General features: G+C 58.5%; 22 protein-coding genes. 16 read left to right on the top strand and 6 right to left on the bottom strand.

Annotation, left to right across the window (positions count from 1 at the left end; genetic code table 11):
- Positions 1-26: 26 nt before the first annotated feature.
- Together ACR0M9_RS16060 and ACR0M9_RS16055 are read right to left on the bottom strand one after the other, a co-directional pair.
- Positions 27-476 carry an ATP-binding protein gene (locus tag ACR0M9_RS16060; RefSeq protein ID WP_267365664.1) on the bottom strand — a complete coding sequence of 150 codons (450 nt, stop codon included), beginning with the start codon at positions 474-476 and terminating at the stop codon, positions 27-29.
- 21 nt (positions 477-497) lie between these two features.
- A complete protein-coding gene (locus tag ACR0M9_RS16055) occupies positions 498-836 on the bottom strand; it encodes an STAS domain-containing protein (protein ID WP_267365666.1) in 339 nt (112 codons plus the stop codon).
- 101 nt (positions 837-937) lie between these two features.
- On the opposite strand from ACR0M9_RS16055, the gene ACR0M9_RS16050 reads away from it, so the two are divergent.
- Both ACR0M9_RS16050 and ACR0M9_RS16045 read left to right on the top strand, forming a co-directional pair.
- A complete protein-coding gene (locus tag ACR0M9_RS16050; protein WP_480774087.1) occupies positions 938-2,110 on the top strand; it encodes a thiolase family protein in 1,173 nt (390 codons plus the stop codon).
- A gap of 73 nt (positions 2,111-2,183) precedes the next feature.
- A complete protein-coding gene (locus ACR0M9_RS16045) occupies positions 2,184-2,639 on the top strand; it encodes a GAF domain-containing protein (protein WP_267365668.1) in 456 nt (151 codons plus the stop codon).
- Positions 2,640-2,733: 94 nt separating this feature from the next.
- On the opposite strand, the gene ACR0M9_RS16040 is transcribed toward ACR0M9_RS16045, so the two are convergent.
- Entirely contained in the window at positions 2,734-2,871 is a 138-nt protein-coding gene (locus ACR0M9_RS16040) for a hypothetical protein (RefSeq protein WP_480492740.1), read from the bottom strand.
- 12 nt (positions 2,872-2,883) lie between these two features.
- On the opposite strand from ACR0M9_RS16040, the gene ACR0M9_RS16035 reads away from it, so the two are divergent.
- The 10 genes from ACR0M9_RS16035 to rarD all read left to right on the top strand — a co-directional run bounded on the left by ACR0M9_RS16035 (position 2,884) and on the right by rarD (position 14,080).
- Positions 2,884-3,258, top strand: a complete 375-nt coding sequence (locus ACR0M9_RS16035; RefSeq protein ID WP_480492739.1) for a GNAT family N-acetyltransferase — start codon at positions 2,884-2,886, stop codon at positions 3,256-3,258.
- Positions 3,259-3,384: 126 nt separating this feature from the next.
- The gene (locus ACR0M9_RS16030) at positions 3,385-3,954 is read left to right on the top strand and encodes a helix-turn-helix domain-containing protein (protein ID WP_480774086.1); all 570 of its coding nucleotides are present in this window, start codon (positions 3,385-3,387) and stop codon (positions 3,952-3,954) included.
- Positions 3,954-4,577 carry a LysE family translocator gene (locus ACR0M9_RS16025; protein WP_480774085.1) on the top strand — a complete coding sequence of 208 codons (624 nt, stop codon included), beginning with the start codon at positions 3,954-3,956 and terminating at the stop codon, positions 4,575-4,577. Before ACR0M9_RS16030 ends, ACR0M9_RS16025 begins: the two co-directional genes overlap by 1 nt.
- 4 nt (positions 4,578-4,581) lie before the next feature.
- A complete protein-coding gene (locus ACR0M9_RS16020) occupies positions 4,582-4,962 on the top strand; it encodes a GFA family protein (protein WP_267365883.1) in 381 nt (126 codons plus the stop codon).
- A 16-nt stretch (positions 4,963-4,978) separates the two neighbouring features.
- Positions 4,979-7,432 carry a GcvT family protein gene (locus ACR0M9_RS16015; RefSeq protein ID WP_480774084.1) on the top strand — a complete coding sequence of 818 codons (2,454 nt, stop codon included), beginning with the start codon at positions 4,979-4,981 and terminating at the stop codon, positions 7,430-7,432.
- 14 nt (positions 7,433-7,446) lie between these two features.
- Positions 7,447-8,481: an alcohol dehydrogenase family protein gene (locus tag ACR0M9_RS16010; RefSeq protein WP_480774083.1), complete on the top strand. Its 1,035-nt coding sequence runs from the start codon at positions 7,447-7,449 to the stop codon at positions 8,479-8,481.
- Positions 8,482-8,492: 11 nt separating this feature from the next.
- Positions 8,493-9,386 (top strand): homocysteine S-methyltransferase family protein, encoded by an 894-nt coding sequence (locus ACR0M9_RS16005; RefSeq protein WP_480774082.1) that lies wholly within the window; start codon positions 8,493-8,495, stop codon positions 9,384-9,386.
- Positions 9,387-9,396: 10 nt separating this feature from the next.
- Positions 9,397-10,371: a GlxA family transcriptional regulator gene (locus ACR0M9_RS16000; RefSeq protein ID WP_480774081.1), complete on the top strand. Its 975-nt coding sequence runs from the start codon at positions 9,397-9,399 to the stop codon at positions 10,369-10,371.
- Between the two features lie 89 nt (positions 10,372-10,460).
- Positions 10,461-12,914, top strand: coding sequence for a GcvT family protein (locus ACR0M9_RS15995; protein WP_480774080.1), 2,454 nt, complete (start codon positions 10,461-10,463; stop codon positions 12,912-12,914).
- Between the two features lie 260 nt (positions 12,915-13,174).
- On the top strand, positions 13,175-14,080 hold the full coding sequence (gene rarD / locus ACR0M9_RS15990; RefSeq protein ID WP_267363579.1) for an EamA family transporter RarD: 906 nt from the start codon (positions 13,175-13,177) through the stop codon (positions 14,078-14,080).
- Here the strand turns inward: rarD and ACR0M9_RS15985 are convergent.
- Both ACR0M9_RS15985 and ACR0M9_RS15980 read right to left on the bottom strand, forming a co-directional pair.
- Complete coding sequence (locus ACR0M9_RS15985; protein WP_480774079.1) at positions 14,071-14,781, bottom strand: SGNH/GDSL hydrolase family protein; 711 nt, start codon at positions 14,779-14,781, stop codon at positions 14,071-14,073. The two genes, rarD and ACR0M9_RS15985, sit on opposite strands and share 10 nt — an antisense overlap.
- Before the next feature lie 7 nt (positions 14,782-14,788).
- Positions 14,789-15,199 (bottom strand): nuclear transport factor 2 family protein, encoded by a 411-nt coding sequence (locus ACR0M9_RS15980; RefSeq protein WP_209504951.1) that lies wholly within the window; start codon positions 15,197-15,199, stop codon positions 14,789-14,791.
- Positions 15,200-15,291: 92 nt separating this feature from the next.
- Here ACR0M9_RS15980 and ACR0M9_RS15975 point away from each other — a divergent pair, with 92 nt between their 5' ends.
- Entirely contained in the window at positions 15,292-15,939 is a 648-nt protein-coding gene (locus tag ACR0M9_RS15975) for an RluA family pseudouridine synthase (RefSeq protein WP_480774078.1), read from the top strand.
- Between the two features lie 2 nt (positions 15,940-15,941).
- On the opposite strand, the gene ACR0M9_RS15970 is transcribed toward ACR0M9_RS15975, so the two are convergent.
- Positions 15,942-16,133 (bottom strand): hypothetical protein, encoded by a 192-nt coding sequence (locus ACR0M9_RS15970; protein ID WP_267363584.1) that lies wholly within the window; start codon positions 16,131-16,133, stop codon positions 15,942-15,944.
- Positions 16,134-16,237: 104 nt separating this feature from the next.
- On the opposite strand from ACR0M9_RS15970, the gene ACR0M9_RS15965 reads away from it, so the two are divergent.
- The 3 genes from ACR0M9_RS15965 to ACR0M9_RS15955 all read left to right on the top strand — a co-directional run bounded on the left by ACR0M9_RS15965 (position 16,238) and on the right by ACR0M9_RS15955 (position 18,392).
- Positions 16,238-16,930 carry a helix-turn-helix transcriptional regulator gene (locus ACR0M9_RS15965; protein WP_480774077.1) on the top strand — a complete coding sequence of 231 codons (693 nt, stop codon included), beginning with the start codon at positions 16,238-16,240 and terminating at the stop codon, positions 16,928-16,930.
- Positions 16,931-17,055: 125 nt separating this feature from the next.
- On the top strand, positions 17,056-17,727 hold the full coding sequence (locus ACR0M9_RS15960) for a YiaD family glycine zipper/OmpA-like lipoprotein (RefSeq protein ID WP_209505259.1): 672 nt from the start codon (positions 17,056-17,058) through the stop codon (positions 17,725-17,727).
- A gap of 122 nt (positions 17,728-17,849) precedes the next feature.
- On the top strand, positions 17,850-18,392 hold the full coding sequence (locus ACR0M9_RS15955) for an NADPH-dependent FMN reductase (RefSeq protein WP_480774076.1): 543 nt from the start codon (positions 17,850-17,852) through the stop codon (positions 18,390-18,392).
- The last annotated feature ends 3 nt before the right edge of the window (positions 18,393-18,395 follow it).

Below are 18,395 nucleotides of genomic sequence, written 5' to 3'. Positions count from 1 at the left end.
GCGTTATTGTGGCCAATTGCGGCTGATTACCCGTTCTTGTCAAAGTTAAATCGCAGGGATAGCCGATTGCACCCGTCGCGACGCTCATAACAGATGTCGCTGGTCAGTTGATGAATCAGGAACCAGCCGAACCCGCCTTCGGGCAAATCCTGAATGCGGGTTCCCAGTGGTGCCGGCGTTCCGTCTGGTGGTTCGTAGCCGGGCAATGGATGGCCCGTGTCCGAAATCAGAATGTCCAGCCGGTTTCTGTCCAATCGGCATGTCACCTGAACCCCGGCCGGGGCCACGTCCATATAGGCATGTTCCACAACGTTGTTGATTGCTTCTGCCAGTGCGATCTTGACGTCGTCCGCCTTGTGCGGAGGCAACCCTCGTTTCGCCAGTCCGGCGCTGAGTTTCGCAATCCCCGCGCTGGCTTCTGTTTCCGTTGCGGGAAAGCTCAATTCCAGGCAGGTCGCGTTACAAATGGGCTCCACGTTGTCGCACTCCTGCTGTTGTCACCTGTCTGGTTCCGACAGGGCGTCATCCAGTGTTGCAAACAACCTGAACACGGTATCCATGCGCGTCAGGCGAAAGACCTTTTCCACCACGGGCTGCGGGCCTGCCAGATCAAGCCTTCGGTTCAGTCCCAGTTGTTTCATGGACGCTACGATTGCGCCCAGTCCGCTTGAATCGATGAACTCGACGCCTGAAAGGTCCAGGACAACCCGATCGGCGCGGGCCTCGGTCTCTGCGCGCATGTCTTCTTTGAACTGAATGGCCATCGCAGCGTCGATCCGGTCAGAGTGAACCGTGATAATCTGTGTCGTTCCGTCTGATGTGCTGGTCAGCCCCATGGTCCGGCTGCCTCCAATCTGAAAATGAGTCGTAGAAATACGCTAGACGCGAATTCTTACCATTCGGTATTCAAGGGCCGGACGACAGGAGGATTATCCGGATGAGAGATGTTGTTATTGCAGGTGCTGCCAGAACACCAATGGGTGGTTTTCAGGGCATGTTCGACGGTGTCGCAGCATCCGAGCTTGGTGGCGCAGCGATTCGTGCCGCGTTAAAGCAGGCAGGGGCGCAGACGGTTGACGAGGTGTTGATGGGATGTGTCCTGCCCGCAGGTCAGGGGCAGGCTCCAGCGCGCCAGGCGGGTTTCGCGGCGGGCTTGGGCGAGGAGGTTCCCGCCACCACGCTGAACAAGATGTGTGGTTCCGGGATGAAGGCGGCGATGATGGCCTTCGACCAGATCGCATTGGGTCATGCGGATACAATGGTCGCCGGAGGTATGGAGAGCATGACCAACGCGCCCTACCTGCTGCCGAAAATGCGGGGCGGCGCGCGCATCGGTCATGGTCAGGTGATCGACCACATGTTCCTTGACGGGCTGGAAGACGCCTATGACAAGGGCCGCCTGATGGGAACCTTTGCCGAAGATTGCGCCGAGGCGTATCAGTTCACCCGCGAAGCGCAGGATGAATATGCCTTGAAATCCTTGTCTAACGCACTGTCCGCGCAAGAAAGCGGTGCTTTCGACGGCGAGATCGCCCCCGTCACAGTGCGCACGCGAAAGGGTGAGGTTGTACAGACCGTCGACGAGCAACCCAAATCCGCCCGTCCCGAGAAAATTCCGACACTGAAACCGGCTTTCCGCAAGGACGGGACAGTGACCGCCGCCAATTCCTCGTCAATTTCCGACGGCGCGGCGGCGCTTGTTCTGGCATCGGCTGAGGTGGCAGAAGCGCGAGGACTGACAGTTCGGGCCCGGATTCTGGGACATGCCAGCCATGCTCAAGCGCCCGGACTTTTCACGACTGCACCGGTTCCGGCGGCGCAAAAGCTTCTGTCCCGCATCGGTTGGAACAAGGATGATGTCGACCTGTGGGAGGTCAACGAAGCCTTCGCAGTTGTGCCGATGGCTTTCATGCACGAAATGGGATTGCCGCGCGACAGGGTAAACGTAAATGGCGGGGCCTGCGCCTTGGGCCATCCTATTGGCGCATCTGGCGCCCGTATTCTGGTCACTTTGTTGAACGCGCTCGAGAAACGAAATCTCAAGCGGGGGGTTGCTGCAATCTGTATCGGCGGCGGTGAAGGAACAGCTATCGCGATCGAACGCATTTGACCCTTCATCTTTTTCGAAATACTCCGGGGGTTCGGGGGCGGCGCCCCCGAGTTTTCCAAGGGGTTCGGGACCTATGACCGTCGATTACAGCGCGCTGGCAAGTACAATTGCAGCATTGACCGAAGGCGAAACCGATCAGGTTGCCCTGATGGCTACCGTTGCTTGCGAGGTCCACTATTCCGACGACCGTTTCGACTGGACCGGGTTTTACCGGGTGACAGAACCGGGCTTGCTTAAAATTGGCCCGTATCAGGGTGGCCATGGCTGCCTCGTCATCCCGTTCGAACGCGGCGTCTGCGGGGCGGCAGCGCGCACCGGCGAAGTGCAACTGGTGCCGGATGTGGATGCGTTTCCGGGTCACATCGCCTGCGCCTCGTCCACCCGATCCGAATTGGTTCTGCCGGTCCGGAACGCATCGGGCGAACTGATTGCAGTTTTCGACATCGACAGCAATCAACCCGACGCGTTCTCAACCGAAGATGCGGATAACCTGTCCGCGATCCTGTCAAAGACCTTCGCACAGGCCTGATTGATTTTCGGTCTGTACAAGGTGCGCCTACCGGTTTCCTCTTTTCGATTTCGCTCGGGGTTTGATAAAACAGGAAAGCCCGAACCGTATTGGATTAACCATGGTCCCAGGCCATTTCCGAACTCCGCGCCTCTCGGTTCGCAACTGGAAGGTTGAACTCGCCGATCCGCGATTGCGGGTTCGGCTTGAAGATGATCTTGTCACGCTTCTGACCCCTGAGGTCCTGAAACACCTGCCGCCCCCGATGCAGTTGCAGGGCCGGGAGATTTCGAACTGGATTGATGAAAGACGTGCTGAAAGCGATATTCTGCTTGCGCGCCAAAGCCGCGGTAACCACCTGATCGGCCTCATGGTGTTGGCCATGAGTTCTGACACCGAGGCAATTCCAAGCCTTCACATCGGCTATTTGATTGCTCAAACCGCTTGGGGGAATGGTTACGCCCCCGAGTTGCTGCAAGGCTTGCAGGACGCATTGACGCCTGGGCCTGCCGTGCGTCTCATTGCCGGGGTCGGGCGTGACAATCCAGGTTCAGCCCGCGTTCTGGAAAAAACAGGCTTTACGCTTTGGCCGGAGCGCGCCTCGGACACCGCCGATATTTATGTTTACCATATTAGCTGAGTGCCCGAGCCGTCAGGGCATTGCCAATCCGAAATATAGATTCACGTGAAAAAATGCTTGGAAATTTCATGAAATCGAGTCATCGTGAAAAAAGAGGTGAAATTTTCACGAACGTTGGAGCTATCCTTGAACAGTCAGGCCCCGCAAAGTGCGACACTCGGTGCTGATATCCGCGCGCTGCGCAAGGCGCGAGGATTGACGCTGAGTGACATTGCGATCCGGCTGGACAGGTCTGTGGGCTGGCTCAGCCAAGTTGAGCGTGACATGTCCGAGCCGTCGATTTCGGACCTCAGGCAGATCGCGGAATGCCTTGGCGTACCCATGTCGATGTTGTTTGCGCATTCGGCGGCACCGGCGGACGAGCAGGGATATGTCGTGCGTGCCGGCTCGCGCCGCCCCATGGGGTCGGGCGAAGAAGGGTTGATCGAAGAGCTGCTCTCACCGGATCTGACCGATGATTTTGAAATGGTGCATTCCACCTTCAAACCCAACTCGCAGATGCAGACACCGGCCAATCGCCCGACTCAGGAAGTCGGATACATGATCTCGGGCAAGTTGGACCTGACAATCGGGGCGCGCGCGTTCACGGTTGGGCCAGGTGACAGTTTTCGGATCCGACACGAACCTTATCAATGGGCCAACCCTTACGACGAGCCCGCTGCGGCCATCTGGGTCATCGCCCCGCCGGTCTACTGATGTCGTTCGAAGCCTGGACCATATTCGCGTTTTTCTGGGTGGTTTTCGTAACCACGCCGGGCCCAAATGCGGTCAATTGCATCTCGAACGGGATGAGCCTTCCGTTTCCAAGGGCAATGCTAGGCGTATTGGCTATTCTCACGCAGGCCAGCGCCTTTCTGATCCTGTCTGCGCTGGGTGTGACCGCCCTGATCGCTGCATCGCCGACCGGGTTCTTTGTCGCCAAGTTGATTGGCGCGGGATTTTTAATCTGGTTGGGGATTCGCGGCTGGATGAATGCGACAAGACCCGCACCAGCCTCCGAGCGTCCGGCGCGACATGTGTATCTGCACGCGCTTGCAGTGGCCACGATCAATCCCAAAAGCGTCGCCGGATATCTGGCCGCGTTTTCGCAGTTCGTTCAGCCCGAGGTCCCAATCTGGCAGCAGATGGGGGTTATCATGCCGACCGCGCTGGTCATCACCACACTCAGCTACACCGGCTTTACGGCGCTGGGCGCCTTGATGGGCAGGGCAGCGCTGGGCGCGGTGTTCAATATCTGGGTGCGCCGGATCATGGCGGCCTGTTTTGTCATCTACGGTGTGTTGTTGGGGACCAGCACCACACCCGCAATAAGGGGGTAGTCAGATGCACAAAGGATCCTGCCTTTGCGGCTCGGTCGCGTTCACGATCGACGGAGACCTGTCGCCACCTTCGGTCTGCCATTGCGGACAGTGCCGCAGACAGTCGGGCCATGTCTGGGCTTCGACTTCGACCCATAAGGACAACCTGAGTTTCTCGGCCAGTGACACACTCAGCTGGTATTGCGCGTCTGACATCGCCCGGCGCGGATTTTGCAGCAAATGTGGCTCGTTCCTCTTCTGGCAACACAACCAGGAAGACACGATTTCGATTTCCATGGGCGCGCTGGACGCACCCACAGGTCTTTCGCTCTCGAAGCACATCTTTGTGGCTGACAAGGGCGACTATTACGACATCACGGACGATCTGCCTCAAGAGGCACAGTAACAAGGATCAAAAACGCATGAGTGATTTTCCAACAAAAGCCCGCGTGGTCATAATCGGTGGCGGTGTGGTGGGGGCTTCCTCGCTGTATCACCTTGCCAAGAAAGGCTGGACCGATTGTGTTCTGCTGGAAAAGAACGAACTGACTGCCGGGTCGACCTGGCATGCGGCAGGGAACGTTCCGACCTTTTCGACCTCATGGGCGATCATGAACATGCAGCGCTATTCGACCGAGCTGTATGCGCGTCTGGGTGAGGAAGTCGATTACCCGATGAACTACCACCAGACCGGTTCGATCCGACTGGCGCATTCGAAAGAACGTGTGCAGGAGTTCGAGCGCGCCATGGCGATGGGCCGCTATCAGGGTATCCCGATGGAAATGTGGACCCCGGAAGAGGCGAAAGAGCGCTATCCCTTCCTGGAAACGCACGATCTTGAGGGTGTTCTCTACGACCCGACGGATGGTGATATCGATCCGGCGCAGCTGACCCAGGCGCTGGCCAAGGGCGCGCGCGATATGGGGCAGAAGATCATCCGTTTCTGCCCGGCGACTGGCGTGACGCAGCATAATGACGACACCTGGACCGTGCACACGGACAAAGGCGATATAGCCTGTGACTATGTTGTGAACGCAGCCGGATACTATGCGCAGCGTGTGGGCGAATGGTTCAAGCCCTTCGGTGGCCGCACCGTTCCGGCAATGGTCATGAGCCACCAGTACCTGCTGACCGATGAAATCCCCGAGATCGATGCATGGACCAAGCAAAGCGGTGCCAAGCTGCCGTTGCTGCGTGATGTGGATGTCTCTTACTACCTGCGGCAGGAAAAGAACGGCTTCAACCTTGGTCCTTACGAGCCCAACTGCAAGGGCCACTGGATGACCGAAGACGATCCGATGCCGGATGATTTCAGCTTTCAGCTGTGGAATGACGATCTGGACCGCATCGAAGATATCGTCACCGATGCGATGGAGCGAGTGCCGCTGATGGCAACCTCGGGCGTTGGACGCGTCATCAACGGGCCGATCCCCTATGCGCCTGACGGGCTGCCGCTGATCGGCCCGATGCCCGGTGTGAAAAACGCGTTCGAGGCGCATACTTTCACCTTCGGCATCGCGCAGGGCGGTGGCGCAGGCAAGGTTCTGGCCGAGTGGGTCGTTGATGGCGCGACCGAATGGGATATGTGGGCCGTCGATCCGCGCCGCTATACCGATTACACCGATCAGGATTATTGCAACCAGAAAGGCATGGAAGTTTATGGCAACGAATATGCCATGCACTTCCCGCACCATGAATGGCCTGCCGCACGCGACAAGAAGCTGTCGCCCGTGCATGACAAGGTGATCGCGCACGGCGGTGTCATGGGGGCCTATAACGGCTGGGAACGCGCCAACTGGTTTGCACAGCCCGGTGATGACACCTCGCTCGACGCGACCCACACTTGGGGACGGTCCGGACCGTGGGAACAGCGGATCAAGGAAGAATGTGAGGCCGTGCGCGATCATTGTGGCGTGTTGGACCTGCCGGGCTTCTCGCGGTTCAAAATACAGGGGCCGGGTGCTGATGAATGGCTGCGCGGTCTGGTTGCAGGGGCATTGCCCAAGATTGGTCGGGTTGGGCTGGTTTACTTCGCAGATGACCGCGGGCGCATCCTGACCGAAATGTCGGTCACGCGCGAGGCCGAAGACCTGTTCGTTCTGGTCACTGCAGCGACCGCGCAATGGCATGACCGTGAATGGCTTGAGCGTCACATACCTGCCGATGCCGAGTTCACGCTGGAAGACTGGACAACGCGGATGAGCACGCTGATCGTTACCGGGCCTCGATCTCGGGACATTCTCAGCAAAGTTACCGAGGCCGATCTGACCTTGCCGTGGCTCAGCTTTCAGGAAAGCGAAATCAAAGGCGGATGGGTCGCTCTGCTGCGTGTCTCATTCGCTGGTGAGCTGGGCTGGGAAGTTCACGCTGAAAATGCGGATATGCCTGCGATCTACGACGCGATCATCGATGCCGGTGCCAAGCCGTTCGGGATGTATTCGCTGAACTCGCTGCGGATCGAAAAGGGGTACCGCGCCTGGAAGGGCGATCTGTCGACCGACTATTCCCTGCTTGAAGGCGGGTTGGAGCGTTTCGTCAAGCTGGACAAACCGCAGGACTTCCCGGGCAAGGCCGCAATCCTGAACGAAAAGCAGCAAGGCGTGAAAAAGTCCTTCGTCACCCTGACTGTTGATGCGGGCGATTGCGACGCGCCGTATATGTCCTGCATCTGGCATGGCGATGAGATCGTGGGCGAAACCACATCCGGCGCATGGGGCTACCGTGTTGGTAAATCCATCGCGCTGGGCATGATCCGAGCCGAGCTTGCCAATCCGGGAACTGAGCTTGAGGTCGAAATCTACGGCCAGAAATGCCGCGCCGTGGTAGAGCTGGACCAGCCGCTCTGGGACCCCGAGAACGAGCGGTTGCGCGCGTGACGCTTCCGGCGACCATGTCTGGCGTCTATCTGACCGGCCATGGCGGGCCAGAGGCGCTGGAATGGCGCGACGATATCCCTGTCCCGGCCCCTGGGCCGGGGCAGGTGCTTGTTCGGGTCGCTGCAGCAGGCGTGAATAACACGGACATCAACACGCGGGTCGGCTGGTATTCATCGGATGTCACCGGTGCGACGGATGCCGTCGATCAGGATATTGAAGCCGGCGGATGGGGTGGCGCACTGAACTTTCCCCGCATTCAGGGGGGCGATCTGTGCGGGATCGTTGAAAAGGTTGGGCCAAACTCGGGGTTCAAAAAGGGCCAGCGCGTGACTTGCCCGATCAACCTGCCGCGTCCGCGCCCCGGCAGCCCTCAGGGCTTTATTGCGCTCGGGTCTGAGATTGATGGCGCTTTTGCCCAATACTGTCTGGTTGAAGCAAATGACCTTTATGACGTAAGTGCATCGCCCCTGTCAGACGTGGAAATTGCGGCCATTCCATGTGCCTTTGGTACTGCCGAAAACCTGCTGACGCGCGCGGGCGTGACGGCAGGGCAAAAGGTTCTGATCACCGGCGCGTCAGGCGGCGTTGGTCTGGCGGCGGTGCAGCTTGCTGCGCTGCGCGGAGCGTCGGTTTGGGGTGTGACGGCGGCAGCGAAGGCAGAGGTCGTCAAATCCCAAGGCGCGTTGGGCACATTTGGCCGGGATGAGCTGCCGCCGCAGGATATGTTCGACGCGGTTATAGATGTGGTGGGCGGGCCCGCATGGGCATCGCTGATCCTTGCCCTGAAACCCGGCGGGCACTACGCCGTTTCGGGGGCAATTGCCGGCCCGATTGTCGAGGCTGATCTGCGAGACATCTATTTGCGCGATATCACCATCCACGGCTGCACGCATCAGGCGCCCGAAGTCTTTTGCCGCCTTGTGGAGTTGATGAATACCGGACGGATCAAACCACTGGTTTCCCGAACCTACCCGTTGAAGGATATCGCCCGCGCACAGGCTGATTTTCAGGCAAAGACCCTTCCGGGTAAACTCGTGCTGCTGCCTTAAGGAGCAAGGACATGACAAAGATCACTCTGTTGGACGGTTCAATCGGACAGGAACTGGTCAAACGCAGCGGAGACCGGGCGACGCCGCTATGGTCCACACGTGTGATGATCGACCACCCTGATCTGGTCGGCGCGGTGCATGGCGACTACTTCCGCAGTGGTGCCACGGTTGCCACCACCAATACCTACGCCGTCCACCGCTCACGCCTGGTGCGGGTGGGGATGGAGGACCAGATGCCCGCCCTTATCGACACTGCCCTGACGCAGGCCGAACGTGCCTGTACTTCGACCGGGGGGCGGATTGCCGGGTCTCTGGGGCCGCTTCTGGCTTCTTACCGACCCGACCTGAATCCCGACCCGGCAGATGCGGCGGAAAAATTCGCTGAACTTGTGGCCTTGATGGCTGCACGCGTCGATCTGTTTCTGATCGAGACAGTATCTTCGGTGCAGGAGGCCGAGGGCGCGCTGCGTGGAACGACCGGATGTGGCAAACCAGTCTGGCTGTCATTCACGGTCAATGACGACGATGGCAGTCGCCTCAGGTCTGGCGAACAGCTCAGGGATGTCGCGCCATTGGTTGAAGAGTTTTCGCCTGACGCGCTGCTGATCAATTGTTCGCGCCCCGAAGCGATCCTGGCTGCTCTGGGTATCCTGTCCGGCATGAACAAGCCCTATGGCGCTTACGCCAACGGCTTTACACATATTTCGGATGAGTTTCTAAAGGACGCGCCGACAGTGGATGCGTTGGATCAACGCCATGATCTTGGTCCCGATGCCTATGCGGATCACGTCATGCGTTGGGTCGATCAGGGGGCTACGATTGTCGGCGGGTGCTGCGAAATTGGCCCGGACCACATCGAAGCGCTGGCCAAGCGGTTGCGTGCTGCCGGGCACGAGATCGTCTAAGGTGACAGCGATGAGGAAAGTTGCTTCTGAATCACCGCAGGCGATACAGCAACATTTCGATATTCTGGTCGCACCCGGATTTGTGCTGCTTGAACTGGCCTCATTGGTCGAGGTTCTCAGGCTGGCAAATCGTGTGTGTCCGAAGCCGCCGTTCACTTTTGCCTATCGGTCGCTCAGAGGTGGCCCGATCTCCAGCAGCAGCGACGCGGTGGTGCAAACGGAACCCGTGCAGAACCAGCCCAAGGCGAATTATCTTTTCGTGATCGGCAATTCTGACCCGGATCACCCGGACTTGTCTTTGGGGCGGGTGGTGTCGGACTATACTTTCCGCGATGCCAAGGTGTTTTTGCTGGCGGAAGCGGCCAGCCGGTATATCGACGAACAGGGTTCAGACGATTTGGCAACCCATTGGGAGAATGCCTCGTTCCTGCGGGAACGCGGGGCCCGGTTTGAAGCAAAACTGTCGATTGCAACCGAACAGGGCGCCGTTGTGACCTGTGCCGGAATGGAGGCGACAACAGATGTCGCGCTGGCAGTAATCGGTCGCCATATCTCAGGGCCTGCAAAGATGACCGTGGCGGACATCATGTTGCATGAAAACATCCGGGATTTCGCCTCGATGCAGCCATTCTCGGGGGTAAAGTTGACGGCGACCGGAGATGTGAAGCTGGATCAGTGCATCAAGCTCATGCAGGCCAATATCGAAGACCCTCTGCCGATCAATCAGATCGTCGATTCGCTACAACTGTCGAACCGTTCGCTTGAGCGTAAGTTCAAAACCTTCTTTGGCACCACGCCCAACGGATTCTATCGCGAAATGCGGCTCGCCAAGGCCAATAACCTGCTTCTGAACACCACTATGAGCGTTCGCGAAATCGGATTGGCCTGTGGTTTTCCGAACGGGTTTTCCTCTGTTTACAAAAGCTTCTTCGGGGTCACACCTTTTGTCGTTCGGCGGGAAAAGCGGGCCTCGACACATCGGTGAAAACTGCTGATCTTGTGACGTTTTTGGTGCATTTGTTGTCGATCTTCCGTGGCAGTTTACGCCAAACCTGACACAGCGGAGATTTCAGGATGGTTGATCTTCCCAGCAAGGCCCGAGTGGTCATCATCGGTGGCGGCGTCATCGGATGTTCGGTCGCCTATCATCTGACCAAGAAGGGCTGGACCGATGTTGTTCTGCTAGAACGCAAGCAACTGACCAGCGGCACCACCTGGCACGCGGCGGGCCTGATCGGGCAACTGCGCGCGTCTTCCAACATGACCAAACTGGCGCGCTATTCCGCAGAGCTCTATCTGGGCCTTGAGGAAGAGACCGGTGTCGCCACCGGCCTGCGTCAGGTCGGGTCCGTTTCGGTCGCCCTGACCAGTGAGCGGTTGGAGGAGCTTCACCGAAATGCGGCAATGGCCCGCGCCTTTGGCGTGCCGGTCGAAGAGCTTTCTCCGACCGAAGTCAAAGAGCGATATGAGCATATCAACCTCGACGGCGTGGCAGGTGGCGTTTGGTTGCCAACCGATGGCCAGGCGGATCCTGCTAATATTGCCTTGGCGTTGGCCAAGGGTGCGCGTCAACGCGGTGGGGTGATCAAGGAACGGGTGAAGGTGACCGGGATTTCCCGGCACGGACGGCGCGCGACCGGTGTCGACTGGGTCAGTGATGACGGGCAATCCCAAGGGCATATCGCCTGTGATATGGTTGTCAATTGCGCGGGAATGTGGGGGCGCGAGGTAGGCAAGATGGCCGGCGTGAATGTGCCGCTGCACGCCTGCGAACATTTCTATATCGTCTCTGAACCCATTGAAGGGTTGAGCCAGATGCCGGTTCTGCGGGTGCCAGATGAATGCGCCTACTACAAGGAAGACGCGGGCAAAATGATGTTGGGCGCATTCGAGCCCAATGCCAAACCCTGGGCCATGAACGGTATTCCCGACAACTTCGAGTTCGACCAACTGCCCGAGGATTTCGATCACTTCGAACCGATCCTCGAAGCGGCGTGCAACCGGATGCCAATGCTGTCCGAGGCGGGTATTCACACCTTCTTCAACGGCCCCGAATCCTTTACTCCCGACGACGCCTATCACCTGGGTCTGGCGCCCGAGATGGACAATTTTTGGGTCGCGGCCGGGTTCAACTCGATCGGTATCCAGTCCGCCGGTGGCGCGGGCATGTCCCTGGCCGAGTGGATGGATACCGGTGAAAAGCCCTTTGATCTGGGCGATGTTGATATCGGACGGATGCAGCCGTTTCAGGGCAATAAGAAATACCTTTATGAACGCTCAAAAGAAACGTTGGGGCTGCTCTACGCCGACCACTACCCCTATCGCCAAAAAGCTACGGCACGCGGTGTGCGCCGAACCCCGTTCCACCATCACCTGAAAGAACAGGGCGCCGTTTTTGGTGAAATCGCTGGTTGGGAACGGGCCAATTGGTACGCGAATGAAGGGCAGGAGCGCGAATACCAGTACAGCTGGAAGCGCCAGAACTGGTTCGAGAATTCCGCAGCCGAGCACAGAGCCGTGCGCGAGAATGTGGGCATGTACGACATGTCTTCCTTCGGCAAGATTCGCGTGGAAGGCCCTGATGCCGAAAAGTTCATGAACTACATCGGCGGGGGTGACTACTCAGTCCCTATCGGCAAGATCGTTTATACGCAGTTTTTGAACCGCACAGGCGGGATCGAAGCAGACGTCACCGTGACCCGCCTGACCGAAACCGGCTATCTGGTCGTGACCCCCGCAGCAACACGCTTGGCGGATCAGACATGGATGATGCGCCATGTCGGCGATTTCAGTGTGGTCATTACAGATGTCACAGCGGGTGAAGGCGTTCTCGCTGTCATGGGGCCAAACGCCCGGGCTCTGCTGGAAAAGGTCTCGCCCAACGATTTCACAAACGCGACCAACCCCTTTGGTACTGCCCAGCAGATCGAGATCGGAATGGGCCTGGCCCGTGCACATCGCGTGACCTATGTGGGTGAGCTTGGGTGGGAAATCTATATTTCCTCAGACATGGCGGGCCACGTCTTTGAGACCCTGCATGAGGTTGGTCAGGACATGGGGCTGAAGCTGTGTGGTATGCACATGATGGACAGCTGCCGGATCGAAAAGGGTTTCCGGCACTTCGGCCACGATATCACCTGTGAGGATCACGTGGTTGATGCTGGTCTTGGCTTTGCCGTCAAGGTGGACAAAGGCTGTGATTTCATCGGGCGTGAGGCGGTGATTGCACGAAAAGAAAGCGGCCCGAAAAGCCGTCTGGTACAGTTCCGTCTGACCGACCCTGAACCGCTGTTGTTCCACAACGAGCCGATCGTGCGTGATGGCGAATATGTCGGCTACCTGAGTTCCGGCAATTACGGTCATAGCCTCGGTGGTGCCGTCGGAATGGGCTATGTCCCGTGCGAAGGTGAAAAGGCCGCAGACGTTCTGGGTTCAACCTATGAGATCGATGTTTGCGGCGTGAAGGTTAAAGCCGAAGCATCGCTTAAACCGATGTATGACCCGAAATCCGAACGGGTGAAGGTCTGACAGACAGGGTAGGGGGCGCTGCCCCCGCCGCCCGTGCCGGGCGACTCCCCCGGGATATTTTGGGCCAGATGAAGTGCGGATCCCTTGCTTCACCTGGCTCTAAATATCCCGGAGCGCGAGGCAGAGCCTCGCAATTTTAGGGGCAACAGCTGCGGTCAGCAAACTTATCACAAATCGTTATGTGACACTTCACTGTTTTCAGAGTTTTCAATCCGTTCAGTTCTGCCGTAAACGGAACCGGTATAAACCGGAGAGCCTTCGTGACACCCACGCCATTACCACCTCAGAATGTGGATACTCCCAAAGGTTTGGCTTTGGCTGTCACAGCGTACGTCATGTGGGGATTCCTGCCGCTTTATATGAAGGCGATGGATCACATTGGACCTGTCGAGGTGGTGGCGCATCGGGTTATCTGGTCTGTTCCGGTTGCAGGTTTGCTGCTGGTCGCGCTGGGGCGCACCCGGGACTTGAAAGCTGCACTGGGCAATCCCCGGATGCTGGCCATGGCGGCTTTGACGGCGGCGCTGATTTCCGTGAACTGGGCGATCTATGTTTGGGCGATCTCGACGGGGCACGCGCTGGACGCGGCGTTGGGGTATTACATCAACCCGCTGTTCAGTATCGCGTTAGGCGCGATTTTGCTGCGTGAGCCCCTGACGCGGACCCAGCTGTTCGCGGTGGGGCTTGCCGCGCTGGGCGTTCTTGTGCTTGTGCTTGAGGCTGGGCGACTTCCCTGGGCGGCGCTGGGTTTGATGGTCAGTTGGGGTTTCTATGCATTCTTTAAGAGATCCCTTCCAATTGGTCCCAACCAGGGTTTTCTGCTTGAGGTCCTGATCCTTTTGATCCCGGCCCTGGCCTATGTCACCTGGCTGGGTGTGCAAGGCACAGGCCATTTCGGCGCAGCGATGTCCGATACCGCATTGTTGTCCTGCGCCGGTATCGTCACGGCGGTGCCATTGCTGGTCTATGCGAACGGAGCCAAGCTGGTGCGCCTGTCGACCATGGGCATCCTACAATACATTGCGCCGACTATGATTTTCATTACAGCCATCACTCTGTTCGGTGAGAAGATCGACACCGGACGCATGATCGCATTCCCCCTGATCTGGGTGGCTTTGGTCATTTACTCGATCCCATTGATCCGGCAGGCGCGGGCTCAGGCCTGAAGCAACAGGCGTGATGCAGCATCTGCCCACAGCGCATAGGCCCGGGGGCTTGGGTGATAGCCGTCCGGTGCCGCCAGGGCCGGGTCGTCGGGCAGATCAAGCCTCAGGTGCAGCACATGGGGATGGACGGACACAACCTGTTGCAACGCATTATCCAGCCGCGCAGCCTGACGGCCAAGCACCCAGGCCAATGGGTGTGGCAGGGCCGGAAACCTGTTCATTTGCGGAACGCCGGTGATGACTATTCGCCGCGCCCCCAGTTCGTTTGACAGGATGTTGATAAGCTGCGCCTGGCGATCCGCAAATGTGCGGCAAGAGACGGCGCGGGTGACGTCATTCACCCCCAAAGCCGTGACCACCGCATCGAATTCGCCCTTTATGCCCCTCAGGCGGTCAATCGTATCCAGCGTCGTGTACCCTGTGGTGGCCTCAAGTTGCCACTCAACCGTGTGATTTCTGGCCAGCCGGTCCACAAGCTGTCCCGACAAGGCCTGCGCCTGAGTTCCCGCGCCCACTCCGGCCGCCGAGCTATCGCCGGTGATCAGCAAACGAAGGCGGGGGCCACGCCCTGTTCGGCCCTCTCGCGGGCCAGTTGGCTCTGGCAAAAGCCGGGCGTTGCGGCGCACCAAAAGCGCTTGCGTGGCCAGAACGGGCAGCAAGGGCACACGTAGTACCTGGTCGGGTGCTATCAGGGCGCGCATCATCAAGTCACGTCAGGGCGTTTTTGAATTCCAGAAAACGAGCGTCAGTCATCACGCGCGCCATCATCGCCTCGCGTAAAGCGCCGACTGTTTTGTAGGGGCGCATGGCGACTTCGAAGATTTGGATCAAACCGGCCTCGTTCAGTGTAATGAGGTCAACGCCAATGCCGTCCAAATCTCCAATCTTGCATTGAAATTCCAGCGCCCAATCGTTGCCGGCGCCCATGACCCGGCGATACCGGAAGTCGGAAAAGACCTGCCCGACATGGCCAAGTACGGCAGCCACAGGTGCGCGCCCGGTCCACGTACTGTAATAGGTTGGTGGCAGGAACTGCACATCTTCGGCCAGCAGATCGTGAATCAGCGCCTCATCGCCCTTGGCGACAACCTCTTGTAGTCGTTCAATTGTCGGGTGCATGTCCTGTCCTCCTGCGCAGAAGTTCACCGAACATGGCCGGGCGCGCAAGGACGACGTTGCGGGAAGGTGCGCGCTGAGATAGGCAGGCCCGCATGAGCGAACCCTATGCCCCCCCGCAAACCGCGCTGGACGTGCTGCACGAAGATGCGCAGCTGATTGTGGTGAACAAACCGTCGGGTCTGCTTTCCGTACCGGGGCGGGGCGAGCATCTGGCTGATTGCCTTCTGACACGCGTGCAGGCGGCTTTCCCTCAGGCGTTGCTTGTGCATCGACTGGACCGGGACACATCAGGTGTCATGGTTTTTGCCCAAACACCCCATGCGCAACGGCATCTGAGTATGCAGTTCGAAAAGCGGCAGACCCGGAAAACCTATATTGCCCGTGTCTGGGGGCGGATGGAGCCAAAGACCGGCACGGTTGACCTGCCGTTGATCGTGGACTGGCCCAACCGACCCAGACAAATGGTGTGTCATGATACGGGCAAACCTGCGGTCACCGATTGGCGCGTTGTGAAACATGAGGGCGAGACCTCTCGCGTGCGCCTGTTTCCCAAAACCGGGCGGTCTCATCAGCTGCGCGTTCATATGCAGGCATTGGGTCACCCGATCCTGGGCGATCCGTTCTATGCAACAGGTGCGGCGAGGGAGTTTCCCAGATTGATGCTGCATTCCGAAGAATTGCGCCTGAAGCATCCCGAGGGCGGGCATTCGATGAAGTTTCGCGCCCTGCCCGATTTCTGATCTCAGGCAATTCTGGCCCACAGCATCTTCAGGTTGCCCAGCGAAATGCGTCTTGTTCGTTTCGTCGAAACCGATTGGCGGCGATGGCGCTCCTGCGCGATCTCACGTTCAATCTCGAAGGCACGCAGTGTGTGGTCCTGTGACCATTGGCCAAGTTTCAGTGTCATCATGACGTGGTTGTCGAGGTGCGGCATTTCTTGGCTCCTTGTGTGATATCCCCCCATAATCGCGCGTCACCGCTGACAGCATGTTGTCAGTGGGGTGTGCTAGGGTGTCAGCAGAGTGTCAGGAGAATGCGATGCGCCGTTCGACCCGTTTGTTTGAAATCATCCAGATCTTGCGGGCCGCAAGTGCGCCGGTCACGGCAGAAGCACTGGCCACCCGGCTAGAGGTGTCCAGCCGCACTGTCTATCGTGACATTGCCGAATTGCAGGCCCAGCGAACACCTATCGAAGGTGAGGCCGGTGTCGGTTACATGATGCGGCGCGGTTACGATCTGCCGCCTCTGAATTTCGACGCGGAAGAGGTTGAAGCCCTGTGGGTTGGCCTGTCTCTTCTGGCGCGCACCGGCGACAGCCACCTGCAGCGCGCCGCCAGTCGGATCTGTCAGAAGATCGATGCGCTGCATAGCCCGACTGATTGGTTGCAGGTTTCACCCTGGGGGGCTCCGGCGGATGATCCCGAGAAGGGGTGTGTTTCTGTTTCGCATTACCGCGAAGCTATTCGGGCAGAACGGAAAATCCGCATCACTTACGTAGATGGTGAAGGCGAACAAACCATCCGCGTGGTGCGCCCACTGGCGCTGATCTATCACGTCGAATGTTCGTTGCTGGCAGGGTGGTGCGAGATGCGAAACGGCTTTCGCCATTTCAGAACCGATCGCATCTGGTCCAGTGAATACACTGACGAAGGATTTCTGGGGCAGGGTAAATCTTTGCGCGATCTCTGGCAGGAGCAACAGCACGCGGGCACCTTTGCGGAACCGGTATGAGTGGCCTTTGGCGGGTATTCGCCTATTTCACCGCATTGTTGCTTGAGCCTGTGAGCAAGCGCAGTGATATACTGGGTGAAATGGATCAAGCCCGAAGAACGGGTACCGGAGCAGAAGGTGATATCATGACGATTTCAAAGTTTTTCCTGGCGACAGGCTTGTGTTCAATCATGGCCGTGACGGCCTGTACCGATCCGGGCACCCTGACCGTGCAGAACGACCCCAATAAAAATACCAAGCAGGGTGCGGTTCTGGGGGGGCTTATCGGTGCGGGTGTCGGCGCGATCGCCAATAATTCGAACCCGGGTCTTGGGGCGCTGGCTGGTGCCGCCATTGGTGCCACAGGTGGCGGTCTGATCGGCAACCAGTTGGACAAGCAGGCTGCGGAATTGCGTCAGCAACTGGCAAATGACGGGATTACTATCGTCAATGCGGGTGACCGGCTGATCGTGACTGTTCCGAATGACATTACGTTTGACACGGACAGCTCGACCGTGCGCCCGGCGCTGCGGGCGGATCTGGTGAAAGTGGGCCAAAACCTTGTCAACTATCCCAACTCGAACGTGCAGATCATCGGTCATACCGACAGCGATGGTGACGCGTCTTATAATCAGGGATTGTCCGAGCGTCGCGCAAACGCGGTCGCGGATATCCTGCAGGCCAATGGTGTCAGCTACAGCCGTATCAGAACCTACGGTCAGGGTGAAAACAACCCGGTCGCGTCCAACCTGACGCCGCAAGGGAAAGCGCAAAACCGTCGGGTTGAGATTGTCGTAGTCCCCAGCGGAAACGCGTGATCCTGAAACGCAGGACCGGTCTGGCCCGGCCCCTGTTGCGCAATGACTGTGCGTCAATGGGGGTTTGGTCAGGGTCAATCTCGGTCTAACTATTGGGAAACACTGAAACGGAGTTGTCCCTGATGTCTCAACCGACCCTGCTTGGCCTGTCCGGCTCCCTGCGCAAGGGCGCGACGAACCGCAAATTGCTGCGCGAAGCGGCCCGGTTGTTCGACCCTGTCAGCTATACCGAAGCCGACCTGAACCTGCCGCTTTATGATGGCGATCTGGAGGATGCCGAAGGGATACCGGCACCTGTTCAGATGCTGGCCGACCAGATCGGGCAGGCAGATGCGGTGATCATCTCGACGCCCGAGTACAACAAAGGGCCTTCGGGTGTTCTGAAAAACGCTCTGGACTGGGTCAGCCGGACGAAAGGCAATCCATGGGCGAGCAAGCCGGTTGCTGTAATGTCGGCTGCGGGTGGCCGCGCCGGCGGGGAAAGGGCACAGATGATCCTGCGCGCCTGCATGGTGCCCTTTCAGCCCCGTATCTTGCAGGGTCCGGAAATTCACCTTGCTAACAGCTCGAATGAGTTCGACGATCAGGGTAGGTTGTTGTCCGAGCGATACGAAAACTCGCTGCACATGCTGATGCAGAAACTCAGGGCCGAGGCCGGTTTCTAAGCT

The sequence above is a fragment of the Ruegeria sp. CH2 genome, assembly GCF_056537065.1.
This window is presented reverse-complemented; position numbering and strand designations above follow the sequence as displayed.

Bases quoted from the DNA above. Each gene is read 5' to 3' on its own strand.
- ACR0M9_RS15955 (WP_480774076.1), top strand. From the start codon at position 17,850: ATGTCTCAACCGACCCTGCTTGGCCTGTCCGGCTCCCTGCGCAAGGGC.
- ACR0M9_RS16055 (WP_267365666.1), bottom strand. From the start codon at position 836: ATGGGGCTGACCAGCACATCAGACGGAACGACACAGATTATCACGGTT.
- ACR0M9_RS16035 (WP_480492739.1), top strand. From the start codon at position 2,884: ATGCAGTTGCAGGGCCGGGAGATTTCGAACTGGATTGATGAAAGACGT.
- ACR0M9_RS15960 (WP_209505259.1), top strand. From the start codon at position 17,056: ATGACGATTTCAAAGTTTTTCCTGGCGACAGGCTTGTGTTCAATCATG.
- ACR0M9_RS15980 (WP_209504951.1), bottom strand. From the start codon at position 15,199: ATGCACCCGACAATTGAACGACTACAAGAGGTTGTCGCCAAGGGCGAT.
- ACR0M9_RS16045 (WP_267365668.1), top strand. From the start codon at position 2,184: ATGACCGTCGATTACAGCGCGCTGGCAAGTACAATTGCAGCATTGACC.
- ACR0M9_RS16025 (WP_480774085.1), top strand. From the start codon at position 3,954: ATGTCGTTCGAAGCCTGGACCATATTCGCGTTTTTCTGGGTGGTTTTC.
- ACR0M9_RS16010 (WP_480774083.1), top strand. From the start codon at position 7,447: ATGTCTGGCGTCTATCTGACCGGCCATGGCGGGCCAGAGGCGCTGGAA.
- ACR0M9_RS16000 (WP_480774081.1), top strand. From the start codon at position 9,397: ATGAGGAAAGTTGCTTCTGAATCACCGCAGGCGATACAGCAACATTTC.
- ACR0M9_RS16020 (WP_267365883.1), top strand. From the start codon at position 4,582: ATGCACAAAGGATCCTGCCTTTGCGGCTCGGTCGCGTTCACGATCGAC.
- ACR0M9_RS15970 (WP_267363584.1), bottom strand. From the start codon at position 16,133: ATGCCGCACCTCGACAACCACGTCATGATGACACTGAAACTTGGCCAA.
- ACR0M9_RS16005 (WP_480774082.1), top strand. From the start codon at position 8,493: ATGACAAAGATCACTCTGTTGGACGGTTCAATCGGACAGGAACTGGTC.
- ACR0M9_RS16015 (WP_480774084.1), top strand. From the start codon at position 4,979: ATGAGTGATTTTCCAACAAAAGCCCGCGTGGTCATAATCGGTGGCGGT.
- ACR0M9_RS15995 (WP_480774080.1), top strand. From the start codon at position 10,461: ATGGTTGATCTTCCCAGCAAGGCCCGAGTGGTCATCATCGGTGGCGGC.
- ACR0M9_RS15965 (WP_480774077.1), top strand. From the start codon at position 16,238: ATGCGCCGTTCGACCCGTTTGTTTGAAATCATCCAGATCTTGCGGGCC.
- ACR0M9_RS16050 (WP_480774087.1), top strand. From the start codon at position 938: ATGAGAGATGTTGTTATTGCAGGTGCTGCCAGAACACCAATGGGTGGT.
- ACR0M9_RS15985 (WP_480774079.1), bottom strand. From the start codon at position 14,781: ATGCGCGCCCTGATAGCACCCGACCAGGTACTACGTGTGCCCTTGCTG.
- ACR0M9_RS15975 (WP_480774078.1), top strand. From the start codon at position 15,292: ATGAGCGAACCCTATGCCCCCCCGCAAACCGCGCTGGACGTGCTGCAC.